Genomic DNA, 23,376 nt, shown 5'->3' with positions numbered 1-23,376 from the left:
TCTTGCTCGCTCCCGCGCTCGAACATCTCGTCAAGGGGATCGTCGATCACCCGGATGACGTTCGCGTCACGGCACAGAACTCCGCCCGTGGCGAGGTCCTCGAGGTTCGTGTGAACCCCGAGGACCTCGGCCGGGTCATCGGTCGTGCCGGCCGGACGGCCAAAGCCCTGCGCACCCTCGTGGCAGCGCTGGCAGACGGTCGGCGGGTCCGAGTCGACGTGGTCGACACGGACGCCTCCGGCGCCAGCGCGTAAGTGGCGGACGAGACGGAGCCGAAGACCCAGTTGCGGGTCGGTCGGCTCACGAAAGCCCATGGCCTGAAGGGCGCCCTGAAGGTCGAGCTCTACACGGATGAGCCGGAGCACCGGTTCACCCCGGGCGCGACGTTCACGCTCCAGGTCCCGGCAGGATCGAAGTGGCGCGGCAAGACGCTCGAGCTCATCGAACTGCGCTGGTACAACAGCCAGCCGGTCGCCTTCTTCGTCGGCATCTCCGATCGCAGTGAGGCGGAGACCCTCGTGAAGGCGATCCTCTGGGTCGAGCAGGACCCCACCGAGCTGCCGGTCGACGACGACGCGTGGTACGACCACCAGCTCGTCGGGTTGGCCGTGCACCGAGACGGCGTCGCCGTCGGTACCGTCGCCCGCGTCGACCACTTCCCGGCTCAGGACCTCCTGATCGTGAAGACCGGCGACGGTGAGGTCATGGTCCCGTTCGTGAAGGCGATCGTCCCCACGGTCGACATCGGTGCCGGGATCGTCACGGTCACGCCGCCCACCGGTTTGTTCGAGGAACTCCCGGAGGCCGACGAAGCCCCCGAGACGTCGACGGCCGGTCCGGTCGAGTCCGAGGCCTCCGACGAGGATCAGGACGACACCGGAGCGTCGCAGCCGGAGCAGTAGAACCCGTTCCGAGTCGGTCCTCCCGGCTCGGAACACCCACGACGGAGGCGTCGGTTGCATGCAACCGGCGCCTCCGTCGTCGTCTCCGGCAGATCACGCCGGTACCGGCTGCAGATCACGCCAGAACCGGCTCGCTCTGACGATCGCCGTCCGCGACCCGAGCGAGGACCGCGGCGATCCGGCCGGTGCACCCACCGCAGCCGGTACCGGCGCGGGTCGCCTTGCCGATGCAGGCGACCGTGGTACTGCCCGATTGCGCGGCATCCATGATCCTGCCGACCGTCACGCCGTTGCACGTACAGACGGTCGTCGAGGGGGCGAACGCGTCGGCGGAGGCACCGCCGATCGCGTCCGGCCCGTCGAGCCGGAGCAGTACCGAGCGATCCGCCGGCAGTTCGCCGCCCCCGTCGTACAGGAGCGTCAGCTCGGCCGCAGTGCGCGGCATACCGACGCAGACGAAGGCGGTCAGGACCCCGGCGCGGGTGATCATCTTGACGTAGCGGCCGTGGTCGGGGTCCGCCCACACCGAGACGCTGCGTGGAGCGGCCGGATGCACGCTGCACCCGTCAGCGGTCGTCGGCTCGACGTCCCAGGGCTCGGCCTGGACGTCGCCGACCGCGACGACGTCGACCCGCTCGGCCTTGAGCGCGACGGTGCTCGGCCGCTCGACCGGTGGCGGACCCAGCTCGAGCGGTGGTCCGCCGGCCGCGGCCTCGAGCAGGAGACGAGCGGCGAGCCACTCGGCCTGCCGCCATCCTGGGCCGATGAGCCCCGACGGGCCGCCGGGGACGATGCGTTCGCGGCGCAGGTCCGGTGTCGGCGTCAGCACGTGCGCGCAGTCGCCGATGGCGAAGATCCGTTCGTCCGACCAGCTGCTGAGGTCTTCGCCGACGAGCACCCCGGAGCCGACACGGACCCCGGCGAGGGTCGCCAGATCGGAGCGTGCGCTCACCCCGCACGACAGGACGAGCAGATCGCCGGTGATCCGTTTCCCGTCGGCGGTGATCAGCGCTTCGAAGTGCCTCCCGCCCGCGGGGTCGTCCCGATGGCCGACCGCCTCGGCGCGGCTGTGTGCGATGACCTCGACACCCGCTGCCCGGAGCGCCGCGGCGAGCACGGAGCCGCCGCCGCGGTCGAGGTTCCGCGGCATCGGGGTGGGGCCGTGGTGGACGACGACCACGTCGGCGCCGGCGCGCGCGGCGGAGAGCGCGAGCTCCAGTCCCAGGACACCGGCACCCAGGACGACGATCCGGCCGCCCGATCGGACGACCTCGGCGACGGCGTCGGCGTCCGCGAGGTCACGCAGGGTGCAGACGCCGCGGGGAAGGTCGTGGTCGGACAGCAGCAACGACCGTCCGTACTTCTCGAGCGCCGGGAGGTCCCGCTTCCGTCGATCGACGCCGTCGAGTGTCGGAACGTTCGCGCGCGCACCCGTCGCCAGGACGAGCCGGTCGTAGGGGAGCATCTCCCCGGTGTCGAGTTCGACGGTCCGCATCTCGCGATCGATCTGCATCGCGGTCGTGCCGCGCAGGACACGGATACCGTCACGGGCGAGGTCCTCGGCACTGACGAGCGTCATATCGGCGAGTCCGGTCGCGCCGACCGCGTGATCGGCGACCAGTACCCGGTTGTACGCGTCGACCGGTTCCTGCCCGACCACGGTCATCTGGATCGAGCCGTCCCGCACGCCGGGCGCGACCTCCTCGGCGAATCGCGCACCGACCGGGCCGAATCCGACCACGACGATGCGGAGTGGTCGACCTGGTCGCGGACTCATCGGAGGGCTCCGGTCGCTGTGGCTTCCGGCAGTGGTGCGCCAGCGGCCGGGCGCAGTCGCACCACCGCGCGCTTGAAGTCCGGCATCCCGGAGATCGGATCGACCGCGTCCTGCGTCAGGAGGTTCGCCGACGCGTCGCCCGGGTAGTGGAACGGCAGGAAGACGGTGTCGTGACGGATGTCGCCGTCCACACGGGCTCGAACCGTCAGCGTGCCCCGGTGGTTCGAGACCTCGACCAGTCCGCCCTCGACGATGCCGAGTCGTGCCGCCGTCGCGGGGTGGACCTGGACGAAGACCTCGGGGCAAGCGTCGTCGAGCTCGGGGATGCGGCGGGTCTGGGTGCCCGACTGGTAGTGCTCGAGGAGGCGTCCGGTCGTCAGGGTGAGTTCCTCCCCGGTCTCGGGCGACTCCGAGGGCCTCGCAGGGCGGACTGGGACGATCCGGGCGAGGCCGTCGTCGTGCGCGAACCGTTCCGCGAACAGCCGGGGTGTGCCGCCGCTGCCGACGGGGAACGGCCAGTGCGCGGCGAGACCGGTGTCGAGCAGGGCGTGGCTCAGTCCCGAGTAGTCGGCGACCCCTCCGGCGGATGCGGCCGCCAACTCGTCGAACACGATTGACGGGTCCAGCTCGAATCGGCCCGGAGCATCGAGACGACGGGCGAGTTCGTGCATGATCCAGAGCTCGCTGCGGACGCCGACCGGAGCATCGAGCGCCCGCCGGCGGCGGATCACGCGCCCCTCCAGCGACGTCATGGTGCCCTCCTCCTCCGCCCACTGCGTCGTCGGGAGGACGACGTCCGCGAGCGCGGCGGTCTCCGACAGGAAGAAGTCGCAGACGACGAGCAGCTCGAGGCGGCCGAGTCCGTCCCGGACCGTCTGCACGTTCGGAGCGGATACGACGACGTTCGAGCCGTGGACCAGGAGCGCGTGCACACCGTCCGGTTCACCGAGTCGGTTCAAGAGGGCGACGGCCGGCAGCCCGGGACCAGGGATCGATTCGACCGGCACACCCCACACCTCGGCGACGTGACGGCGGGCTTCCGGATCGGTGATCTTGCGGTACCCGGGTAGTTGGTCGCACTTCTGACCGTGTTCGCGGCCGCCCTGGCCGTTGCCCTGGCCGGTGAGCGTGCCGTAGCCCGATCCCGGCCGGCCCGGTAGTCCGAGTACGAGTGCGAGGTTGATGGCGGCGGTGGCCGTGTCGGTGCCGTCGACATGCTGCTCGACGCCGCGACCGGTGAGGATGTAGGTGCCGTCCGAGGCTGCGAGCCGACGAGCCACGTCTCGGAGGACCGGCGCCGGCACACCGGTCACGGATTGGACGCGTTCCGGCCACCACGCGCTCACGCTGCGCCGCAGGCCGTCCAGCCCGGTCGTGCGCTCGGCCAGGTAGGCGTCGTCGGCGAGCCCTTCGGTGAGGACGATGTGCGTCAGCCCCAGGAGCAGGACCAGATCCGTCCCGGGCGCGGGCTGCACGTGGACTCCACGTCCGGTCTCGGTGAGTCGTGCGGTGGCGGAGCGGCGCGGATCGACCACGATGAGGCCGCCCGCGGCCTGAGCACCGACGAGATGCCCGATGAACGGGGGCATCGTCTCCGCGACGTTGGAGCCGAGGAGCAGGATGGTCGACGCGTCGTCGAGGTCCTCCAGCGGGAACGGCAGCCCCCGGTCGACCCCGAACGCACGGTTGCCCGCTGCCGCGGCGGACGACATGCAGAACCGACCGTTGTAGTCGATCCGGCTCGTCCCGATCGCGATCCTGGCGAACTTGCCCAGCTGGTAGGCCTTCTCGTTCGTGAGGCCACCGCCTCCGAAGACCCCGATGGCGTCCGCCCCGCGCTCGTCGCGGAGGCGGAGGATGGTCGATGCGACGAGGTCGAGGGCCGCATCCCAGCTCGTCTCGGCCAGCTCACCGGTGACGTCGCGCACCAGAGGGGTCGTGAGGCGATCGTCGCGCGCGAGGAGCTCGGCCGACGTCCACCCCTTCTTGCAGAGGCCGCCCCGGTTCGTCGGGAAGTCCCGTCCGGCGACGTCGACCGGGAGCCTCGGAACGACCCCGTCCACCGCCGCGGTCCGGGTGAGGGACATCGCGCACTGCAACGCGCAGTACGGGCAGTGGGAGTCGGTCACCGGGGCGGTGGGACGAGGCATGCGTGGTCCTTCGATCAGGAGCGGGTGGAGCGACGACTCAGAGTCGCTGGCCGGCGAGTGACGCGTTCTTGCGGAAGTAGACGAGGAAGGTGACCGCGAACAGGACGACGTACGCGCCGATGAAACCGATGAACGCGGCAGAGTAGCTGCCGGTCGCGCCGTGCGAGAACCCGAGGATCTGTGGGATCACGAAGCCGCCGTAGGCTCCGATCGCCGAGATGAGCCCGAGCGCTGCGGCGGCCTTGCGCTGCGTCCCGACGTCGCCGCTGCGGTGGTGGGCGTCGCGCAGGCCGGATCGCGCCGCGAAGACACTGGGGATCATGCGGTACGTCGAGCCGTTCCCGACACCGGCGGCGACGAACAGGAGCAGGAAGCAGCCGAGGAACAGCCAGAAGTTCGCCAGCGGCATGGTCCACAGCACCGCGAGCGCCCCCAGGGCCATGACGGCGAACGCGCTCATCGTGACGACGGCCCCTCCGAAGCGGTCGGCGAGACGCCCACCGAAGGGTCGTGCCAGCGAGCCGATCAGGGCTCCGAGGAAGGCGAGCGAGATCGATGCCGAACCGACGGCGAAGGAGGAGAAGTCGGGGAACTGGTCCGCGATGAGCTTGGGGAACACACTCGCGAAGCCGATGAACGAGCCGAAGGTGCCGATGTACAGGAGTGCGAGGAGCCAGAGGTGCGGTTCCCGGAGCGCGGCGGCGGATCCGCGGAGGTCCGCCTTCGCTGACGACAGGTTGTCCATGTAGCGGTAGGCGCCGAACATCGCGAGGAGGATGAAGGGGACCCAGATCCATCCGGCCAGGCTCAGATTGAGGGTGGCCGCGGCTCCGACGGTGACCGCGATGGGGACGACGAACTGCGCGACCGCTGCCCCGAGGTTGCCGCCCGCCGCGTTCAGTCCGAGCGCCCAACCCTTCTTCCGCTGCGGGTAAAAGTAGGTGATGTTCGACATGGAGCTGGCGAAGTTGCCACCGCCGAAGCCGGCGAGTCCGGCGACGACGAGCATGACGCCGAACGGGGTGTCCGGATTGCCCACACACAGCGCGAGCGCGATGGACGGGATGAGGAGCAGCCCCGCCGAGATGATCGTCCAGTTGCGCCCGCCGAACCGCGGGACCATGAACGAGTACGGGAACCTGAGGGTCGCACCGACGAGGCTCGGCATCGAGATGAGCCAGAAGGTCTCGGCCGTGGAGAAGGAGAACCCGGCAGTCGGGAGCATGACGACGACGATGCTCCAGAGCTGCCAGACCACGAAGCCGAGGAATTCCGCGAAGATCGACCACCGGAGGTTCCGCCCAGCGATGCCGCGGCCCTCCCGATCCCAGAACGCGGTGTCCTCGGGATTCCACCCGTCGATCCAACGACCGGGGCGGTGGGTCAGGGCGACCGGGGTGACGGCCGGTGTCGACGTGGTCGGTGGGGCGTCGGCTGCTTCGAGGTTCGTGGTCATGGCTGCTCCGAGCGTTCGGTGAAGCGGGACGGGACGGTTACTGTCTCCGAAGCTACCGACGCCGTGTTTCGGGGCCCCACCCGCGAGGTAACACCTGGATCACCGCCTGCTCACAGGCACTCATCACCCTGGTGAGGCGGATGAACGCGCGCGGTCCAGGGGCCGGATCGGCCGCCGTCAGACGTCGAGGCGGTAGCCGCGCTTGACGATGGTGTTGATGAGTCCGGGCACGCCGAGCGTCTGGCGGAGACGGCTCATCTGCACTTCGAGCGCGTGGTGGTCCGCGGCTGCGGGCAGCGCGTCGGCCAGTGCGGCGCGCGAGAGGACGGCTCCGTTCGCGCGGACGAGGGCGCGGAGGAGCGCGAGCGAGTTCGGGGGGAGCCGGACCCGCGAGCCGGGCAGCTCCACGATGGAGCCACGGATGGCGATCGGGCCGTGCAGCGTCTCGGCTCGGAGGATCGCGTGCTGCTCGAGGTGTTCGCACAGCAGCCGGATGAGTGCCCCCATGCGGAACCGCTCGGGGACGATGGGCTCGATGTCCTGAGCGAGCAGTGGCGCCGCCGTGACCGGCCCGACCGCCGCGCACAGCACGTCGCGACGGAAGGCGTCGACGACGGCGTCCTCCTGACCGAGTGCTTCCGCGGCCGTGAACAGGGCGACGACCGACGGGGCACTCGTGAAGGTGACCGCGTCGAGGGAGCCACTCACGATCGCCTCGACGAGTCGCCGCACACGCTCGTCAGTCGCATCGGGGTCCGTCCACCGGTAGGGGGCGACCGTGTGCACCTCCTGGTGGACGGCACGGAGCCGTTCGAGCTGGCGCTCGTCGGTGTACCCGTGGAGCTGGACGGCGACGCGGAGACCGGCCGGGTAGTCGGCGACGACCTTGTCGACGAGCGAGGCTGTGGTCTCGCGGTCGCTCATGCCCACGTCGTTCAGACCGGCTGCTCGGATTGCACCGCGTGCCTTGGGCCCACGGACGAGGATGGCCGTCTCGGCGAGCGCTTCGAGGAGTTCGTCGCCGAGGCCAGCGGCGTCGGCGACCTCGAACCACCGTCGGATGCCGTACGAGGTCGTGGCGAGCAGGACGTCGGGGCGTGCGGCGATGATGTCGCGGGTGTCGTCGATGAGCGGTTCGTCATGCTGTGCGTGTGCGATCCGCAGCGTCGGTGCGTGCACGACGGTGGCGCCGCGCCGCTCGAAGGCGTCGATGAGGTCCTGCGATCGACGGTCGCTCGTCACGCCGATCCGGAAGCCCTCGAGCTGGTCCGCGCGGAATCCCGGGACCGGAGTCGTGACGTCCGGGCCGGCGTCGGCGGCCGGCGGGGTGGTGTCGATCACGCCGATGCCCCCAGACGTTCGGCCCGCGCCAGCAGTTCCGAGGCCTCGGCGTCACCGTCGAAGGCGAAGGCGACGACGTGGCCGATCACGATGACCGCCGGTGACCGCACACCGGCGGCTGCGGCGACGTGGAGGATCGTCCCGAGGTCTGCCACGGTGGTGCGCTGGGTCTCGCTGTAGCCGCGCTCGATGATCGCGACAGGGGTGTCGGCGGCGAGTCCCGAGGTGAGGAGTCCGTGGGAGATGGAGGGCAGCGTGCCGACACCCATGAGGACGACGATGGTCCCACCGAGGCCGGCGAGGTGACGGTGTTCCTCGTCGGAGAGCGGCGCATGACCACTGACCACGGTGAAGAGGTGACTCAGGTTCCGGTGCGTGAGGGGGATCCCGGCAGCCGCGGGCACGGCGACGGAACTCGAGACGCCCGGGATCACGCGGACGGGGACGCCCGCGCGGTGGCAGGCCAGGACTTCCTCGCTGCCGCGCCCGAAGACGTACGGGTCGCCTCCCTTGAGGCGGACGACCGCCGCGCCGTCGAGCGCGTGTTGCACCATGACGGTCTCGATGCCGTCCTGTCCGATCGGGTGATGGCCGGGGCGCTTGCCGACGTCGACGAGGAGCGCGTTCGGGGCGAGCTCGGGGAGGGTGTCGTGGGGTGCGAGCCGGTCGTAGAGGACCACGTCCGCGTCGCGGAGGGCCTCGACGGCGGCGACGGTCAGCAGCGCGGGATCGCCCGGTCCGCCGCCGACGAGCGTGACCCTGCCTGGACCCGACATCTACGCCCCTTCCCTCACTGGAATGGTAGGCCCTGCGAGATAGACGGCCTCGCCGCGGTCGATCTCCTCCGTTGTCGCGGGCCGGTACTGGCCTCGCTCCGCGACCCGCGCGAGTCGCGGTTCGGCGTCACCCGGCTCGTTGACGAAGGAACGGAACCGGCGGAGGCGCTCCGGGTCGGCGAGGGTCGCCGCCCACTCGTCCTCGTACCCGTCCACATGGGCGGCCATGGCCTGTTCGAGTTCGGCGGCGAGTCCGAGCGAGTCCTCGACGACGACCTCCCGCACGTGGTCGAGCCCGCCGTCGAGGTCCTCCATCCACCTGGCCGTGCGCTGCAGTCGATCCGCCGTCCGGATGTAGTACATGAGGTAGCGGTCGATGTACCGGATGAGCGTCTCGTCGTCGAGGTCTCCGGCCAGGAGCTGCGCGTGGGTCGGCTGGAACCCTCCGTTGCCGCCGACGTACATGTTCCAGCCCTGCTCGGTGGCGATGATCCCCACGTCCTTACCACGTGCTTCGGCGCACTCGCGCGCGCACCCGGAGACGCCGAACTTGAACTTGTGCGGTGCCCGGAGGCCGCGGTACCGGAGTTCGAGGTGGACCGCCATGCCCACGGAGTCCTGTACGCCGAAGCGGCACCAGCTGGAGCCGACACAGCTCTTCACGTTGCGGAGCGACTTCCCGTACGCCTGTCCGGACTCGAAGCCGGCGTCGACGAGGATGCGCCAGATGTCGGGCAGCTGTTCGAGGCGGGCGCCGAACAGGTCGATGCGTTGACCGCCCGTGATCTTCGTGTACAGCCCGTAGTCGGTGGCGACCTGCGCGATGACCGCGAGCTTCTGCGGTGTGATCTCGCCACCGGGGATCCGGGGGACCACGGAGTAGGTGCCGTCCTTCTGCATGTTTGCGAGCGCCCGGTCGTTCGTGTCCTGCAGCGTCCCCCGGCCGCCGTCGAGGATGTACCCACCCTGCTGGCTGGCCAGGATGGAACCGATCACCGGCTTGCACACGTCGCAGCCGCGGCCGGTGCCGTAGCGCGCGAGGATCTCGTCGAAGGAGGTGAGGCCGAGCACCCGGATGGTCTCAAACAGCTCCTGGCGGGACAGTTCGAAGTGTTCGCAGAGTGCCCGCGAGACGGCGATGCCGGACTTCGTCAGCTCCGTCTCGAGGATCTTCTTCACGAGCGGGACGCAGGAGCCGCACTGGGTCCCGGCACGGGAGCAGGTCTTGAGCGCCCCCAGCTCGGTACACGCCTCGCCGTGCACGCCCGCGATCGCGTCTCGGACGGTCCCCGCGGTGACGGCGTTGCATGCGCAGACGAGCGCTGCGTCGGGGAGCTCGTCCCCGGCCGGTGCCTCGATCCCTGAGGCCGACAGGTAGGCGGCCGGCTCACTGGACAATTCAGCGCCGAGGAGCGGACGCAGCGAGGCGTAGGGCGAGGCGTCGCCGACGAAGACCCCGCCCAGAAGGGTCTTGGCGTCGTCCGTCATGACGAGCTTCTGGTACAGCCCCCGCGCCGGGTCCGCGTACACGATCTCGAGACTCTGCTCCGTGCGTGCAAGTGCGTCGCCGAAGCTCGCGACGTCGACGCCGGACAGCTTGAGCTTCGTCGCGTCGTCGACGGTCGTGAACTCCGCCTCGCCACCGAGCAGCCGATCCGCGACGACCTCGGCCATCGCGTTCGCCGGCGCGACGAGGCCGGTGCATCGACCGTCGAAGCACGCGACCTCGCCGATGGCCCAGACACCAGGCGCAGACGTCCTGCAGTCGGTCCCGATCACGACACCGCCGCGGTCACCGAGCTCGATTCCGGCATCGCGGGCCAGCTCGTCCCTGGCGCGGATACCGATCGCGAACACCACGATGTCGACGTCGACCTGCTGGCCGCTCGAGAACTTCACGCCCGAGACACCGCCCTGCTCGTCCACGAGGATCGACCGTGGCCTCGTCCCCAGATGCAGACCGATGCCCTGGCCGCCGATGATGCGCCCGAGGGCTCGACCGGCTCCCTCATCCAGCTGGGCGGACATGAGCCACGACCCGGAGTGCACGACACTCGCCTCGGCACCGAGCCGTGCCGCACCACCGGCAGCCTCGAGCCCGAGCAACCCGCCGCCGGCGACGATCACCCGGGCGGGACGGCCTCTCAGGGCGCCGATGCGCTCGATCTCCGACACCAGCAGGTCCACGTCGTCGATCGTCCGGTAGACGAGGGCGTGTTCCGAACCGTCGATCTCGGGCACCGGGGCCGAGGAGCCGGTCGCCAGGACCAGCTCGTCGTATGAGACGACCCTCCCCAGGGAGGTGTGCACCGTCCGGGCCTCGCGGTCGATCCGGTCGGCGCGTTCGCCCAGCAGGAGCGACACGTGCTGCTCGTCCCAGACACCAGTCGGCGCGAGCGTGAGGTCGATCGCCGCATCGTCGAGACGCTTGCTCAGTGCCACACGATCGTAGGGACGGTGGAGCTCCTCGCAGACGACCGTGATGTGCATGGTGCGCCCGGCGTCGCGACTGTGCAGGGCATCGACCAGCCGGTGCGCGGCCGGGCCGCCGCCGACCACGACGACGCGACGCGACAGATCTCCTGCGGTGGGATCGATCATCATGGGCCCCCTCGGCTCGTGTTCCAGCGAGCGTACTGACACGGCGTTTCCGGTCCGTTGCCCGCATGTGTCCCGAACGCGTCCAGGACCGCACACGACGCCCGGCCGGATGTGAGGTCGGTTTCACCTCACCGAAACGTCACGGGTGATCCGACGAAACACCCCGCCCGTAGCGTCGGTGCTCCGACGCACGATCAGGAGGCCGACGATGAGCATCACGATGCAGCAGCACACGGGGCGGACGGCGCTCGCCGAGTGGCGACGCGTCTGCGCCATCGACGACCTCGAGCTCTCCTGGGGCGAGGTGGCGTTGCTCCGCGCCCGGCAGATCGCGGTGTTCCGCATCGGGGCCGAGGAGGTCTACGCCGTCGACCATCGGGACCCGCACACGGCCGCGCCGGTGATGGCTCGCGGCATCGTCGGTTCCCGAGGGGAGCGACCGACGATCGCGTCACCGTTGCACAAGCAGGTGTACGACCTCGGCACGGGCGAGTGCTTCACCGACCCGAACCTCTTCCTCCAGACCTTTCGCACCCGCATCGTGGGCGGTTTCGTGGAGATCGAGCTGGGGGAGGACGCATGACCCTGCTCGAGGCCGCGGTGCGCCGCCCGCAGACGCGGACGAGTCCGGCGCTCCTGGCCGTGTCCCACGGGACGAGTTGCCCGATCGGACAGGCCTCCGTCGCCGCGCTCGTCGACGCCGTCGGACGATCGCGTGCCGACCTCCACGTCGCCGGCGGCTTCGTCGACGTCCAGCAGCCCGACGTCCCGGCCACCCTCGGTTCGATCGAGCCCGAGCGGCCCGCGGTGGTCGTGCCGTTGCTCCTGTCCGCGGGGTTCCATGTCCACGTCGACCTCGTCGAGGACCTCGCGGCGACGGATCGACCGACGGCACTCGGGCGGGCGATGGGACCGGACGACCGCCTCGTGACGGTCCTCGCCAGTCGACTGGAGGCGCTGCACGTGACGCCGGATGATCGGATCGTGCTCGGAGCGGCCGGGTCCACCGACGCCCGGGCCGTCGCGGACTGCGTCGACATGGGACGCCGGCTGGAATCGCGACTGCGTGTGCCGGTCGAGACGGCGTTCGTCTCCGCGGCTCAGCCGTCGGTGCCCGACGCGGTGGCGGCGGCCCGAACGAGCCGACCGCGAGGGCGGGTCATCATCGCCACCTACCTGCTGGCGCCAGGCTATTTCGCGCGGCTGCTCGAGGAGGCGGGAGCGGACCTCGTGACGCAGCCGCTCCTCCACCTCGGAGAGGTTCCCGATCCCGGCATCGTCGACCTCGTGGTCGACCGTTACGAGGAGGCTTCGGCCGGACTGTCGGGCTGACCGACGCGACCGGGACGACGACCGTCGCGCGAATAGACTGCTCCTCATGCGCATCGACATCGTCACGATCTTCCCGACCTTCTTCGATGCTCTGGACCTCTCGCTGCTCGGCAAGGCGAAGCAGAGCGGGCTCATCGAACTGGACGTCCACGACCTGCGGGATTCGACGCACGACCGTCACCGCACCGTCGACGACACCCCGTACGGCGGGGGAGCCGGCATGGTCATGAAGCCGGAACCCTGGGGCGAGGCGCTCGACGGCATCCTGGGCGACGACACCGAGGAGGAGCCGCTGGTCATCTTCCCGTCTCCGGCGGGCGAGGTGTTCACGCAGGCGATGGCCCGCGAGCTCGCGGCCGAGCCGCACCTCGTCTTCGGCTGCGGCCGGTACGAGGGCATCGACCACCGCGTCTTCGACCACACGGCCAGCCGAGCGCGGGTCCGGCTGGTGAGCCTCGGCGACTACGTCCTCAACGGGGGAGAGGTCGCCGTGATGGCGATGATCGAGGCGATCGGTCGGCTCGTCCCGGGGGTCGTGGGCAACCCCGAGAGTCTCGTCGAGGAGTCGCACGAAGACGGGCTGCTCGAGTACCCGAGCTACACGAAGCCTGCCGAGTGGCGAGGACTCCCGGTACCGCCGGTGCTGCTGAGCGGCAACCACGGTGCGATCGCCACCTGGCGTCGTCAGCAGCAGATCGAGCGGACCCGCGAGGTCCGCCCGGATCTGCTGCCCGCCGACGAGCCGGACGCCTGAGCGCCCAGGGGTGCTGTGCGTGACGACTGTCAGGGTCGACGCCGTACGGCGGCGGCGATGCCGGCGATGACGAGGACCGCCCCGGTCGCGATGATCGCCCCGGTGATCCATCCCAAGGGGTCGATGCGCACCTCGGTGAGGTTGGTGACGAGCATGGCCCCGGCGAAGACGAGCAGGAGCACGCCCCAGAGGATCGTGCCGAAGCGCGGCGCCCGACCACCTCGATCCGTCGGGCGGACACCGGTCCTCGGCTCATCGGCCGTCTGCGCGGTGGTCGTCTGCGCGGTGGTCGGCCGTGCGGCGTCCGACTCCGTGGCTTTCGTCTGATTGGTCTCCGGAGGAGTCGGTTCCGTCGCCGCGTCGACCGGGAGTGACATGTCCGCCGCTCCGGTCCGGTCGTCCTGCTCGCTCATCGTCCCGCCTCCGCTTCCTCGGTCACGACAGCGCTGCCGGCGACCGTCCACACCCGTACCCGCGTCGTGTCGCTCGATGTCGTGCGGCCGTACCGCGCATCCTCTTGGAAGAGAGCCCCGCCACGTCGGTCCGTTCCGTCCCGACCGTCGCGGTCCGTCTCCAGTGTGCCCGCGATCGCCGAGAACTCGACGATGACCGGCACGTCCTCGGGGAGGAGGACGTCGACCTCGCCGGCGACCATCCACACGTCGATGGTCCCGCCGCGCAGCGCGTCGTCGTCGGCGAGCTCGCGCAGGTCGAGGGTGGGTTGGCCGGCGATCATCACGTAGCCCCGCCGATCATCCGTCCCCGCTGCAGCGACGGTCCAGGTCGTGCGACCGACAGGGGAGAACGTTGAACCCGCCGGGAACACCCCGGTGACGAGCAGGGAGATCACGGCGGCCCAGGTGAAGAGCCCGAGCCAGCCACTCTCCCGTCCGCTGATACCCGCGACGATCGTCGCGACGGCGAGTGCTCCGAGGGCGCTGGCGAGGCCGATGACCACGACGACCGGGATCGAGAAGCCGGCGCCTGCAGCGACGACGGCCGCACCCGCACCGGCGAGCAGTGCCAGGCCGAGGGTGATCGCCACGAAAGCTGCTCCAGGCTGCTTCGACCGGTGCTCCCGCGCCTTCGTCTCGCGTTCGGCCCGCTGCTCGGCGCGCTGCCGGTTCATCTCGTCCCGGAACTCCTGGCTCGTCCAACCGCGCTGCTGGCTCGGAGCCCCGTCCCAGGCGGTGGCGGTGGCGGCTCCAGGGAGCGGGACGGTCGCGCCCGCATGGCCTGGCGAACCGTCGACCTTCGCGAGCGACACCGGGTTCGCGGCACCGGGGGAGGCCGGGGCCGAGCCGGCAGGGCCCGAGGGGGAGGCCGTGGGCGATGGTGCCGTCGGCTTCGGGATCGAGGCGTCACTGGTCCACGGGTCGCGCTGCGGCGGTGTCTCAGGCGGCGTCGGCCGCCCTGGGTCGCGGCGGGAGAACATCACGATCAGCCAGACCGCCGCGGCGACCAGGGCGATCACCCAACCGGCGGTCATGGTCGACTCCAGCCACCCGGGCAGGTTCCACGCATGCGGCACGCCGTCCCACCAGAGGCCTCGCATGAACGGCACGGCGGTGAGGACCGCGAGGATGCCGATCGCGACGATCGCCGGGTCGAAGACGCCCCGGATCGCACGCTCGAGGTGGATCCGACCCTGCTGGTCGGGGATGAGCGCCCAGCCCGCGGCGTAGACGAAGAGGACCGGCCCGCCCAGGATCGCGATGACGATGAGGGCTCCGCGCACGATCATCGGATCGAGGCCGAGCCGGGCCGCGACACCCCCGGCGACGCCGCCGAGCCACGAGTCGCTCGAGCGACGGAGACCGGTGGACCGCCACCAGTCGAAGAAGCGGGTCGTCGGATCCTGCGGGGCGGGTGCCCCCGGTTCTGCCCCGGTGGGCGGCGTGCTGTGGTTCGTCATGGTCCGATTCTGGCGAAGCGTCCGGGTCCTTCCCATCCGGCATGACCCTGAGCGAACCCTGATCCTGTCGTCCCAAGGTGCCGACCGCACCCCGAACTGCTTGGATGGCTCCATGGGAACCGAGGTGATGAGCCGTCCGAGGCGCCGCCTGCTCGGCGGTGTCTGTGCAGGCTTCGCCGAGCACACCGGTCTCCCCGTCGCCGCGGTGCGGACCGCGACGGTCATCCTCGCGGGTTGCGGCGGAGCGGGCCTGCTCCTCTATGTGTGGCTGTGGGTCATGACGCCGACGCAGGGCGCGGACGCACCGCTCGATCCCCGTGAGCACCTGCTCCGGCCGGCCTCGACCGATGACGGAGGCGACCTCGACGGCCCCCGTCATGCGCCGATCACGGAGGTGCTGCTCGGGATCGCCCTGCTCGCGGCGGGGACCGCGCTGATCGCGACCCGGACCGGGCTGGACATCCCACTCGAGGCCGTCATCCCCGTCATCGTGGTCCTCGCGGGAGCCGCACTCGCGTGGCGGCAGTTCGGCGAGCGTGGTCGCGGTGAGGGCTCACGTGCCCTCCTGATCCGCGTGCTCGGAGCGCTCGTCCTCGTTGTCCTCGGCATCCTCCTGTTCTTCGTCACCGGTGACCGCCCGAACATGTGGACGGTCATCGTCGCAGCGATCGCCGTGCTCCTCGGGGTCGCCGTGGTGATCGCGCCCTGGGCGCTCCAACTGAACCGCGAACTCGCCGACGAGCGCGCCGCGCGGATGCGCGAGGCCGACCGCGCCGAGATCGCCGCGCACCTGCACGACTCCGTGCTCCAGACGCTCGCGCTCATCCAGCAGCAGGCCGGTCCGGGGAGCGAGGCGTCCCGTCTCGCCAGGGCGCAGGAGCGCGAGCTGCGGAACTGGCTCTTCTCCGGCGGAACCGCTCCGACGGGCGACCTCGCGACCGAGCTGCGGACCATCGCGGCCGCGGTGGAGTCCGACCACACGGTGCGCGTCGACGTCGTCGCGGTCGGGCGCGCGATCGACGACGCCCCGGAGCCGCTCCTCGCCGCCGCACGGGAGGCCGTGCTCAACGCGGCACGTCACGCCGGCGGCGACGTCTCCGTCTACCTGGAGACGGCACCGCAGCGGATCGAGGTGTCGATCTCCGACCGCGGCCCCGGGTTCGACCTGGAACAGGTCCCGCGGGACCGCCTCGGGGTCCGGGAGTCGATCATCGGCCGGATGCAGCGCATCGGCGGCGAGGCGACCATCCGATCGGGGCCCGGCGGACGAGGTACCGAGGTCCGTCTCGTCCTGCCCGTCCACGACGCCGCGCCGACTGCGCCGCAGCCCGACACCGTCCCGACCGTTCCGAGGAGCCGACCATGAGCGACCGACCACTGACCGTCGTGATCGTCGACGACCACTCGATCTTCCGTTCCGGGCTGCGCAGCGAGCTCGATCCCGGCATCGAGGTGCTGGGGGAGGCCGGCGACGTGGAGGAGGCCATCCGGGTGATCGGGGAGACCCGCCCGCAGGTCGTGCTGCTCGACGTCCACCTGCCGGGTGGCACCGGCGGCGGTGGCGCGGACGTGATCGCCGGGTCGGTGTCGATCGCGCCCGCCACCCGGTTCCTCGCGCTCAGCGTCTCGGACGCCGCCGAGGACGTGGTCCGGGTCATCAGGGCCGGAGCGCGCGGGTATATCACCAAGAGTTCCTCGGGGGCCGAGGTCGCGGAGGCGGCCCGACGGGTCGACGACGGCGACGCGGTCTTCTCACCCCGGCTCGCGGGATTCGTCCTGGACGCCTTCGGTGCCGTGACGGGGGAGACGGCGGAGTCCGTCGACGAGCTCGACCGGCTTTCCGCCCGCGAGCAGGAGGTCATGCGCCTCATCGCCCGCGGTTACGCCTACAAGGAGGTCGCGACGGAGCTGTTCATCTCCGTGAAGACCGTGGAGACCCACGTGTCGAGCGTGCTGCGCAAGCTGCAGTTGTCCTCGCGCCACGAACTCGCCGCCTGGGCTCTGCAGCGCAAGCTCCTCTGACCACGCGGCCCGGGACCGACATCGGCCGACAGCGAACGACCAGTGCACGCTCAGGAGCCCGGCGGTAGCCTGAGAGACATGATCATCCGTCGGGCGTTCTACTACTGGCGATTCGCCGCGATCTTCGTGCTGCCCGCCTGGCCGTTCGTCGGATGGGGACTCTTCGGTGAGAGCGGCTGGAGCCTCTTCGGGCTCTTCATCGCCATGCCGATCCTCGCCATCGCGCTCGCTGCGATCGCGTTCCTCATCTCCGCCCGGGCCAGCGTCCGGACGACGAAGCTCGTGTCCTGGACGGACGTCGGCCTGCTCACGCTCTGGCACGTCACGATCATCTGCTTCGGCTCCTTCAGCTCGGGCGTCGCCCTCTGGGCGGTCCTCGGCGTCGTCGCCGGCCTCGCCGCCTTCTGGGGCGTCATCGCGCAACTCATCTCCGAGACGGCACGCCGGGCTCGGGAGACGATGGCCGAGTTCGAGCGCATGGCCGCTGCAGCCGGGCCAGGCACGATGCCCGGATCGGCGATCCCGCCGCAGCCGCGGTTCGATCCCGGCCCGATCGACGGCGGCGAGTTCATCGTCATCGAGGAGTCGAAGCCCGACGAGCGCCGCTGAGCGGTCGTCTCCACCGCTGTCGCCCGCGCCGTCCGGGGCCCGGTTTCCCATCCGGGGCCCTTTCATGACACAATTGCTGTTTGTGCCTCCGCAGTTCTGCCACAGGGGAACGCCGGCATCGGGCACACCCTTCCTTCCGAACGTATTCAGCGGTCGACCTGTGGCGGTCGCAGAGATGGAATCATCATGCACATTCTCGACTCAGTCGATGCAGCATCCCTCAAGTCGGACATCCCCGACTTCCGCGCCGGCGACAACGTCAAGGTGCACGTGAACATCATCGAGGGCAACAAGTCCCGTATCCAGGTCTTCCAGGGTGTCGTCATCGGCCGCTCCAACGAGGGTGTCCGCGAGACCTTCACGGTCCGCAAGGTGAGCTACCAGGTCGGCGTCGAGCGTACCTTCCCGGTGCACTCCCCGAACATCGACCACATCGAGGTCGTCACCCGCGGTGACGTCCGTCGCGCGAAGCTGTACTACCTCCGCGAGCTCCGTGGCAAGAAGGCGAAGATCAAGGAGAAGCGCGACAACTAGTCGTCCTCCCGGTCGCCCTCCGCGATCATTCCTGAGCTCCCCACCGGATAAGCTGGTGGGGAGCTCAGGCGGTTAAATGACAGACAATTCCCTGGCGGCAGACGCGTCGCCCGACCACCAGCAGCGCCCCCGCGGCAAACGCGGAGCGCTGCTCTTCCTTCGCGACCTCCTGATCATCTTCGTGGTCGCGCTGCTGGTCTCCTTCCTCATCAAGACCTTCCTCGTGCGGTCGTTCTACATCCCGTCCGGGTCGATGGAGAACACGCTGCAGATCCAGGACCGCATCCTGGTGAACGAGCTCGTCCCCGACGTGGTCTCGCTGAACCGTGGCGACGTGGTCGTCTTCCAAGATCCGGGCGGTTGGCTCCCGCAGACGGTCGAGGCTCCGCAGCCTCCCGTCACCGCAGCCGTCGAATGGGTGCTGTCGATCTTCGGCCTCGTCGCTCCCGACAGTGACGACCACCTCATCAAGCGCGTCATCGGCCTGCCCGGCGACCACGTGTCGTGCTGCAACCCCCTCGGGCAGATGACGGTCAACGGGGTGCCGCTGAACGAACCGTACGTGAAGCTCCCGGCCGGCACCGAGAAGGTGTCCGGAGACCCGTTCGACATCGTCGTCCCGGAGGGCTCGCTCTGGGTCATGGGCGACAACCGGTACAACTCGAAGGACTCCAGGTACAACGGCGACACACCCGGTGGTGGCTTCGTCCCGATCGACAACGTCGTGGGGCGCGCGTTCGTCATCACCTGGCCGTCCAGCAACTGGGCCTGGCTCGACAACTACCCGTCCGTCTTCCAGGGCATCCCCGCCCCAGAAGAGGAGTGATGGCCGTCAGCGAACCGACCCTCGAGGTCGAGCACGAACTGTTCGCTGCGGGTGTCCCGTCGGTCATCGGCATGGACGAGGTGGGTCGCGGAGCGATCGCCGGCCCGGTGGCCGTCGGCGCCGCGGTGGTCGCCCCGGCGTGCGGGCCGTTCCCTGAGGGCCTCCGCGACTCGAAGCTGTTGAGCGAGCGAGCGAGGACCCGCCTGGAACCGCTGGCCCGCGAGTGGGTGTTGTACGGGGCCGTCGGAATCGCGAGCCCGGCGGAGGTCGACGAGCTCGGCATCACCGCGTGCCTCGGACTCGCCGGCCGTCGGGCGCTGCTCGAACTGCACGCCGTCGGCGCGGACGTCACCGGGTCCACCGTCCTGCTCGACGGCAACAGCGACTGGCTGAGCCGGGCGCTCCAGCGACCGCTCACCATCACCACGAGGGTCAAAGCGGATCGGGATTGCGCGTCGGTCGCCGCTGCGTCCGTGCTCGCCAAGGTGCACCGCGACCGACTGATGATCGAGTTGCACGAGGCAACGCCGGAGTACGGGTGGGAGGGCAACAAGGGGTACGGCTCGGCGCAGCATCTGTCCGCCCTCTCCGAGCACGGCCTGACCCTCCACCACCGGAGCAGCTGGCTGCCCGCCTACACGTAGACTGGAGAGACCATGGACGAAGACGAGTTCGAAGACTACGACCGCGAGGTCGAACTGGCCCTCTACCGCGAGTATCGCGATGTCGTGGGTCAGTTCAAGTACGTGATCGAGACCGAGCGCCGGTTCTACCTCGCCAACGAGGTCGACCTCGTGCGGCGCGACACGGCGAACGACTTCTACTTCGAGCTCTCCATGACCGACGTCTGGGTGTGGGACGTCTACCGGTCCGACCGCTTCGTCAAGAGCGTCCGAGTGCTCACGTTCAAGGACGTCAACGTCGAGCAGCTGTCATCGCGCGACTTCGAACTCCCGAAGGAACTCACGCTCGACGAGTAGGGCGAGGCCCCCGCGACCGACAGCGCTCCACAGGCCCGCTTCGCCGCGCGCTCGTCGACGACAGACCCACCTCCGGGTAACGCGCCTCGTCTGCACGCTTGGCTGGATGCCAGGAGGTGCACATGGCACGGAAGGACGAGCTCGGCCGACGCGGCGAGCAGGTGGCGGCGGATCATCTCGAGGCGTGCGGATACCGCATCCTCGACCGCAATTGGCGATGCCCGCAGGGTGAACTCGATCTCGTCGCGGACGACGACGGCACGCTGGTCTTCGTCGAGGTGAAGACCCGTTCCGGCATTGGCTTCGGTGATCCCGCGGAGGCGGTCACCCCGAGCAAGCTGGCCCGGATCGGTCGCCTCGCCGGAGCCTGGTGTGCTGAGCACCGACCGCGATCGAGGCGGATGCGCGTCGACGTCGTCGGCATCGTGCTGCCGTCCGAAGGGGACATGCGACTCCAGCACCTGCGGGGAGTCTCCTGATGGCCGTCGCACGCACCTGGTCGGTCGCACTCGCCGGCCTCACGGGTGCGATCGTGGAGGTCGAGGCGTCTGCCGCCGCGACCGTGCCGGGTATGGCGATCGTCGGTCTTCCCGACAAATCGCTCGGGGAGGCCGCGCACCGCATCAAGAGTGCGACGGCGAACTCCGGCTGCGAGCTGCCCGGCGGCAAGCTCACGATCAACCTGTCTCCAGCGTCGCTGCCCAAGCAGGGGAGCGCCTTCGATCTCTCGATGGCGATCGCCTGCCTCGCCGTGGGCGGCCTGGTGCGCCGGGAGTCCGCAGAGCGGGTCGTCCACCTCGGTGAGCTCGGGCTCGACGGTCGGCTCCGTCCGCTCGTCGGCGTGCTGCCGGCCGTCCTCGCCGTCGCGCGCGCCGGCTACGACGCGGTGATGGTGCCGACCGCCAACGTCGACGAGGCCCAGCTCGTGCCCGGCGTCACGGTGATCGGGGCGACCTCGCTGCGTGATGCGGCCATCTGGCACGGCGCGGAACTGTCCGTGATCGACCTCGAACCCGTCCGACAGCGGGTCGATCGGCTGCCTGTGCCCGACCCACTCGATCTCGCGGACGTGGTCGGACAGCCGGATGCTGTCGACGCGATGGTCGCGGCGGCGGCCGGCGGGCACCACGTCATGATGGTCGGACCTCCCGGGGCCGGCAAGACGATGCTGGCCGCCCGGCTCCCCGAGATCCTTCCCGACCTCGACGCCGAGGCCGCGGTCGAGGTCAGCTGCCTCCGCTCGCTCATCGGTCTGCCGCCGGACGGCGCGCTCGCCCGACGACCACCGTGGGAGAGCCCGCACCACTCGTCATCGGCGGCGGCGATCATCGGTGGCGGTTCGCGCCAGATCCGGCCCGGAGCAGCCGCGCGCGCGGCGCACGGCGTGCTCTTCCTCGACGAAGCACCGGAGTTCCGCGCCGACGTCCTCGACTCACTGCGTCAGCCACTCGAAGCCGGCGTGGTCACCGTGCATCGTGCGCACGGCAGCGCGACGTTCCCGGCCGCCTTCCAACTCGTCCTCGCCGCGAACCCCTGCCCCTGCGGTCAGTACGGCACTGCGGACGGCGTCTGTACCTGTCCACCGCAGGCCCGTCGACGCTATCTCGGGCGGATCTCGGGGCCGCTCCTCGACCGGATCGACATCCGCGTGCGGGTGCACCGGATCACCTCGGCACTGACGAGTCTTTCGCAGGAGGGTGGGGTCTCCACCGCCGAGGCTCGTTCCCGCGTCGAAGCGGTGCGGGCCGCGAGCGCCGAGCGGTTGGCCGGGACCGGCTGGACGACGAACGCACAGGCGAGCGGCACCTGGCTCAGGAGCCCGCGGATGCGGCTGCCCAGGTCCGTCACCACCGCCTTGGACCGCTCCCTCGAGCGGGGAGGGATCACCATGCGTGGCTACGACCGCATCCTCCGACTGAGCTGGACGCTCGCCGACCTCGACGGAGCCGGTAGCCCCACAGCCGAGCACTTGGGGCGCGCCCTCTTCCTGCGGAAGGGCATCTCATGAGCGCGTGGTTCGGTTTGGACCGCGGGTTGGTCGAACGCCTCGTCCGAGGCCTCGGCGGCCTGGAACAGGTCGAGGCCGCGGGCAGTCCGCGCGCAGATGGAGGTGCCGAGCACGTCTCGGAGGCCGGTGATGACGTCGGCACCGCCGCGATCCGGGCGGCGTTCGCTCGGGCGGCCTGGACGATGATCGCCGAACCGGGTGACGGCGTCGCCGGGCTCGTGGTCGGTGCGCTCGGCCCTGCGGGCGCACTGTCAGCGGTCCTGGAACGGGTGGGGCCGACCGAACTGCATCGCCGCATCCTCGGCAGCGAGTGGTCGGGCGGCTCGGGCTCGACGTCGGCCGATGCCGAGTCAGACGATCCCGCTGCGATGCCGGCGTCCCGTGTGCTCGGAAGTGCACTGGAACGCTGGCGGCCCCGGCTCGTCTCGGCCGACCTCGTCGCCGCGTGTGAGACGGCGATCGAGGTCGGCGTCCGACTCCTCCTGCCCGGCGCTCCGGGCTGGCATGCGGGGTTCGAGCACCTCGGTGTGCACGCGCCGCACGCCCTCTGGCTGCGCGGCTCTCCCGACGCGCCGGCGGGAGAACGCGCCATCGCGTTGGTCGGTGCCCGGGCCGCGTCCGGTTACGGCGAGCACGTCACCCTCGAGGCGGCGGCCGGGCTCGTCGATCGGGGCTTCGTGATCGTTTCGGGTGCCGCCTACGGCATCGACGGCGCGGCGCACCGAGCCGCCCTCGGGAGCGAAGGCGTGACCGTGGCCTACCTCGCAGGTGGGGTCGATCGGCCATACCCTGCCGGTCACGACGCGCTCATCCGTCGGATCCGCGAGGCCGGCGGAGCCGTCATCAGCGAATCACCGTGCGGGTCCACACCCTCGAAATGGCGTTTCCTGCAGCGGAACCGACTCATCGCCGCAGCCTCTGCTGCGACGGTGATCGTGGAGGCAGGAGATCGCTCCGGCTCGATCAACACGGCGGGTCATGCCGCGTCCCTCGGGCGTCCGCTCGGGGCCGTGCCCGGCCCGGTCACGAGTCCGTCGTCGGCTGGCTGTCACCGGTTGATCCGTGAGTACGCCGCCACGTGCGTGACGAACGCCGCGCAGATGGCGGAGCTCGCCGGGTGGACCGCGGTCGACGCGGATGCGCAGGCGTTCGCCTCTCCGGAGGAACGCCGTGTCCGCGATGTGCTGAGCGCCCGCTCGCCGCGCACCGTCGAGGCGCTCGCGAAAGCGAGTGGTCTGAGTCCTCGCGAGGTCACCGGCGTGCTCGGTGCGCTCGATCTCGCCGGGGCCGTCGAGGAACGGGAGCGCGGGTGGGTGCTCGTCGGGGGAAGGGCGTGAGGTGATCGCTCGGCGGGGGAAGGCCACGGCGTCGGACGCTTGGGGCATGCTGTCCA

Annotated in this window: 23 protein-coding genes; 15 read left to right on the top strand and 8 right to left on the bottom strand. The window is 70.4% G+C overall.

Going from position 1 to position 23,376, the window contains the following annotated elements:
* Positions 1-2: 2 nt before the first annotated feature.
* The gene (locus tag QRN44_RS11895; protein ID WP_064296312.1) at positions 3-254 is read left to right on the top strand and encodes an RNA-binding protein; all 252 of its coding nucleotides are present in this window, start codon (positions 3-5) and stop codon (positions 252-254) included.
* The gene (gene rimM, locus QRN44_RS11890; protein ID WP_285039220.1) at positions 255-902 is read left to right on the top strand and encodes a ribosome maturation factor RimM; all 648 of its coding nucleotides are present in this window, start codon (positions 255-257) and stop codon (positions 900-902) included.
* A 115-nt stretch (positions 903-1,017) separates the two neighbouring features.
* On the opposite strand, the gene QRN44_RS11885 is transcribed toward rimM, so the two are convergent.
* The 6 genes from QRN44_RS11885 to nirB all read right to left on the bottom strand — a co-directional run bounded on the left by QRN44_RS11885 (position 1,018) and on the right by nirB (position 11,006).
* Entirely contained in the window at positions 1,018-2,679 is a 1,662-nt protein-coding gene (locus QRN44_RS11885) for an FAD-dependent oxidoreductase (RefSeq protein ID WP_121290206.1), read from the bottom strand.
* A complete protein-coding gene (locus QRN44_RS11880) occupies positions 2,676-4,829 on the bottom strand; it encodes a molybdopterin oxidoreductase family protein (protein ID WP_121290208.1) in 2,154 nt (717 codons plus the stop codon). Before QRN44_RS11880 ends, QRN44_RS11885 begins: the two co-directional genes overlap by 4 nt.
* Positions 4,830-4,866: 37 nt before the next feature.
* Positions 4,867-6,285, bottom strand: coding sequence for an MFS transporter (locus QRN44_RS11875; RefSeq protein WP_285039219.1), 1,419 nt, complete (start codon positions 6,283-6,285; stop codon positions 4,867-4,869).
* 177 nt (positions 6,286-6,462) lie between these two features.
* Positions 6,463-7,626, bottom strand: a complete 1,164-nt coding sequence (locus QRN44_RS11870) for a uroporphyrinogen-III synthase (RefSeq protein ID WP_285039218.1) — start codon at positions 7,624-7,626, stop codon at positions 6,463-6,465.
* Positions 7,623-8,402, bottom strand: a complete 780-nt coding sequence (cobA, locus tag QRN44_RS11865) for a uroporphyrinogen-III C-methyltransferase (RefSeq protein WP_121290213.1) — start codon at positions 8,400-8,402, stop codon at positions 7,623-7,625. Before cobA ends, QRN44_RS11870 begins: the two co-directional genes overlap by 4 nt.
* Entirely contained in the window at positions 8,403-11,006 is a 2,604-nt protein-coding gene (gene nirB / locus QRN44_RS11860; RefSeq protein ID WP_502928642.1) for a nitrite reductase large subunit NirB, read from the bottom strand.
* A 205-nt stretch (positions 11,007-11,211) separates the two neighbouring features.
* Between nirB and nirD the strand changes: the two genes are divergently transcribed.
* The 3 genes from nirD to trmD are packed head-to-tail and all read left to right on the top strand — an operon-like array spanning position 11,212 to position 13,089.
* A complete protein-coding gene (nirD, locus tag QRN44_RS11855) occupies positions 11,212-11,586 on the top strand; it encodes a nitrite reductase small subunit NirD (RefSeq protein WP_121290215.1) in 375 nt (124 codons plus the stop codon).
* Entirely contained in the window at positions 11,583-12,335 is a 753-nt protein-coding gene (locus QRN44_RS11850; RefSeq protein WP_175116036.1) for a sirohydrochlorin chelatase, read from the top strand. The genes nirD and QRN44_RS11850 overlap by 4 nt, the downstream gene beginning before the upstream one ends.
* Before the next feature lie 46 nt (positions 12,336-12,381).
* On the top strand, positions 12,382-13,089 hold the full coding sequence (gene trmD, locus QRN44_RS11845) for a tRNA (guanosine(37)-N1)-methyltransferase TrmD (protein ID WP_085510627.1): 708 nt from the start codon (positions 12,382-12,384) through the stop codon (positions 13,087-13,089).
* A gap of 29 nt (positions 13,090-13,118) precedes the next feature.
* On the opposite strand, the gene QRN44_RS11840 is transcribed toward trmD, so the two are convergent.
* Together QRN44_RS11840 and QRN44_RS11835 are read right to left on the bottom strand one after the other, a co-directional pair.
* Positions 13,119-13,502, bottom strand: a complete 384-nt coding sequence (locus tag QRN44_RS11840) for a hypothetical protein (protein WP_285039215.1) — start codon at positions 13,500-13,502, stop codon at positions 13,119-13,121.
* A complete protein-coding gene (locus QRN44_RS11835; protein WP_285039214.1) occupies positions 13,499-15,004 on the bottom strand; it encodes a PspC domain-containing protein in 1,506 nt (501 codons plus the stop codon). Before QRN44_RS11835 ends, QRN44_RS11840 begins: the two co-directional genes overlap by 4 nt.
* Before the next feature lie 112 nt (positions 15,005-15,116).
* On the opposite strand from QRN44_RS11835, the gene QRN44_RS11830 reads away from it, so the two are divergent.
* From QRN44_RS11830 to dprA, 10 genes are all read left to right on the top strand, one after another.
* Entirely contained in the window at positions 15,117-16,370 is a 1,254-nt protein-coding gene (locus QRN44_RS11830) for an ATP-binding protein (RefSeq protein WP_285039213.1), read from the top strand.
* Complete coding sequence (locus tag QRN44_RS11825; protein ID WP_285039212.1) at positions 16,367-17,026, top strand: LuxR C-terminal-related transcriptional regulator; 660 nt, start codon at positions 16,367-16,369, stop codon at positions 17,024-17,026. The genes QRN44_RS11830 and QRN44_RS11825 overlap by 4 nt, the downstream gene beginning before the upstream one ends.
* Before the next feature lie 78 nt (positions 17,027-17,104).
* Entirely contained in the window at positions 17,105-17,635 is a 531-nt protein-coding gene (locus tag QRN44_RS11820; protein ID WP_121290224.1) for a hypothetical protein, read from the top strand.
* A 186-nt stretch (positions 17,636-17,821) separates the two neighbouring features.
* Complete coding sequence (gene rplS, locus QRN44_RS11815; protein WP_056006851.1) at positions 17,822-18,169, top strand: 50S ribosomal protein L19; 348 nt, start codon at positions 17,822-17,824, stop codon at positions 18,167-18,169.
* Positions 18,170-18,245: 76 nt separating this feature from the next.
* On the top strand, positions 18,246-18,995 hold the full coding sequence (gene lepB / locus QRN44_RS11810; RefSeq protein ID WP_064296320.1) for a signal peptidase I: 750 nt from the start codon (positions 18,246-18,248) through the stop codon (positions 18,993-18,995).
* Positions 18,995-19,639, top strand: coding sequence for a ribonuclease HII (gene rnhB / locus QRN44_RS11805; protein ID WP_285039211.1), 645 nt, complete (start codon positions 18,995-18,997; stop codon positions 19,637-19,639). The genes lepB and rnhB overlap by 1 nt, the downstream gene beginning before the upstream one ends.
* A gap of 12 nt (positions 19,640-19,651) precedes the next feature.
* On the top strand, positions 19,652-19,975 hold the full coding sequence (locus QRN44_RS11800) for a DUF2469 domain-containing protein (RefSeq protein WP_071260887.1): 324 nt from the start codon (positions 19,652-19,654) through the stop codon (positions 19,973-19,975).
* A gap of 122 nt (positions 19,976-20,097) precedes the next feature.
* Positions 20,098-20,454 carry a YraN family protein gene (locus QRN44_RS11795; RefSeq protein ID WP_285039210.1) on the top strand — a complete coding sequence of 119 codons (357 nt, stop codon included), beginning with the start codon at positions 20,098-20,100 and terminating at the stop codon, positions 20,452-20,454.
* Positions 20,454-21,983 (top strand): YifB family Mg chelatase-like AAA ATPase, encoded by a 1,530-nt coding sequence (locus QRN44_RS11790; RefSeq protein WP_285039209.1) that lies wholly within the window; start codon positions 20,454-20,456, stop codon positions 21,981-21,983. The genes QRN44_RS11795 and QRN44_RS11790 overlap by 1 nt, the downstream gene beginning before the upstream one ends.
* The gene (gene dprA / locus QRN44_RS11785; protein ID WP_285039208.1) at positions 21,980-23,320 is read left to right on the top strand and encodes a DNA-processing protein DprA; all 1,341 of its coding nucleotides are present in this window, start codon (positions 21,980-21,982) and stop codon (positions 23,318-23,320) included. The genes QRN44_RS11790 and dprA overlap by 4 nt, the downstream gene beginning before the upstream one ends.
* Positions 23,321-23,376: the final 56 nt, after the last annotated feature.

It is taken from the genome of Plantibacter sp. lyk4-40-MEA-4, assembly GCF_030209415.1.
GTDB lineage: Bacteria > Actinomycetota > Actinomycetes > Actinomycetales > Microbacteriaceae > Plantibacter > Plantibacter flavus_A.
This window is presented reverse-complemented; position numbering and strand designations above follow the sequence as displayed.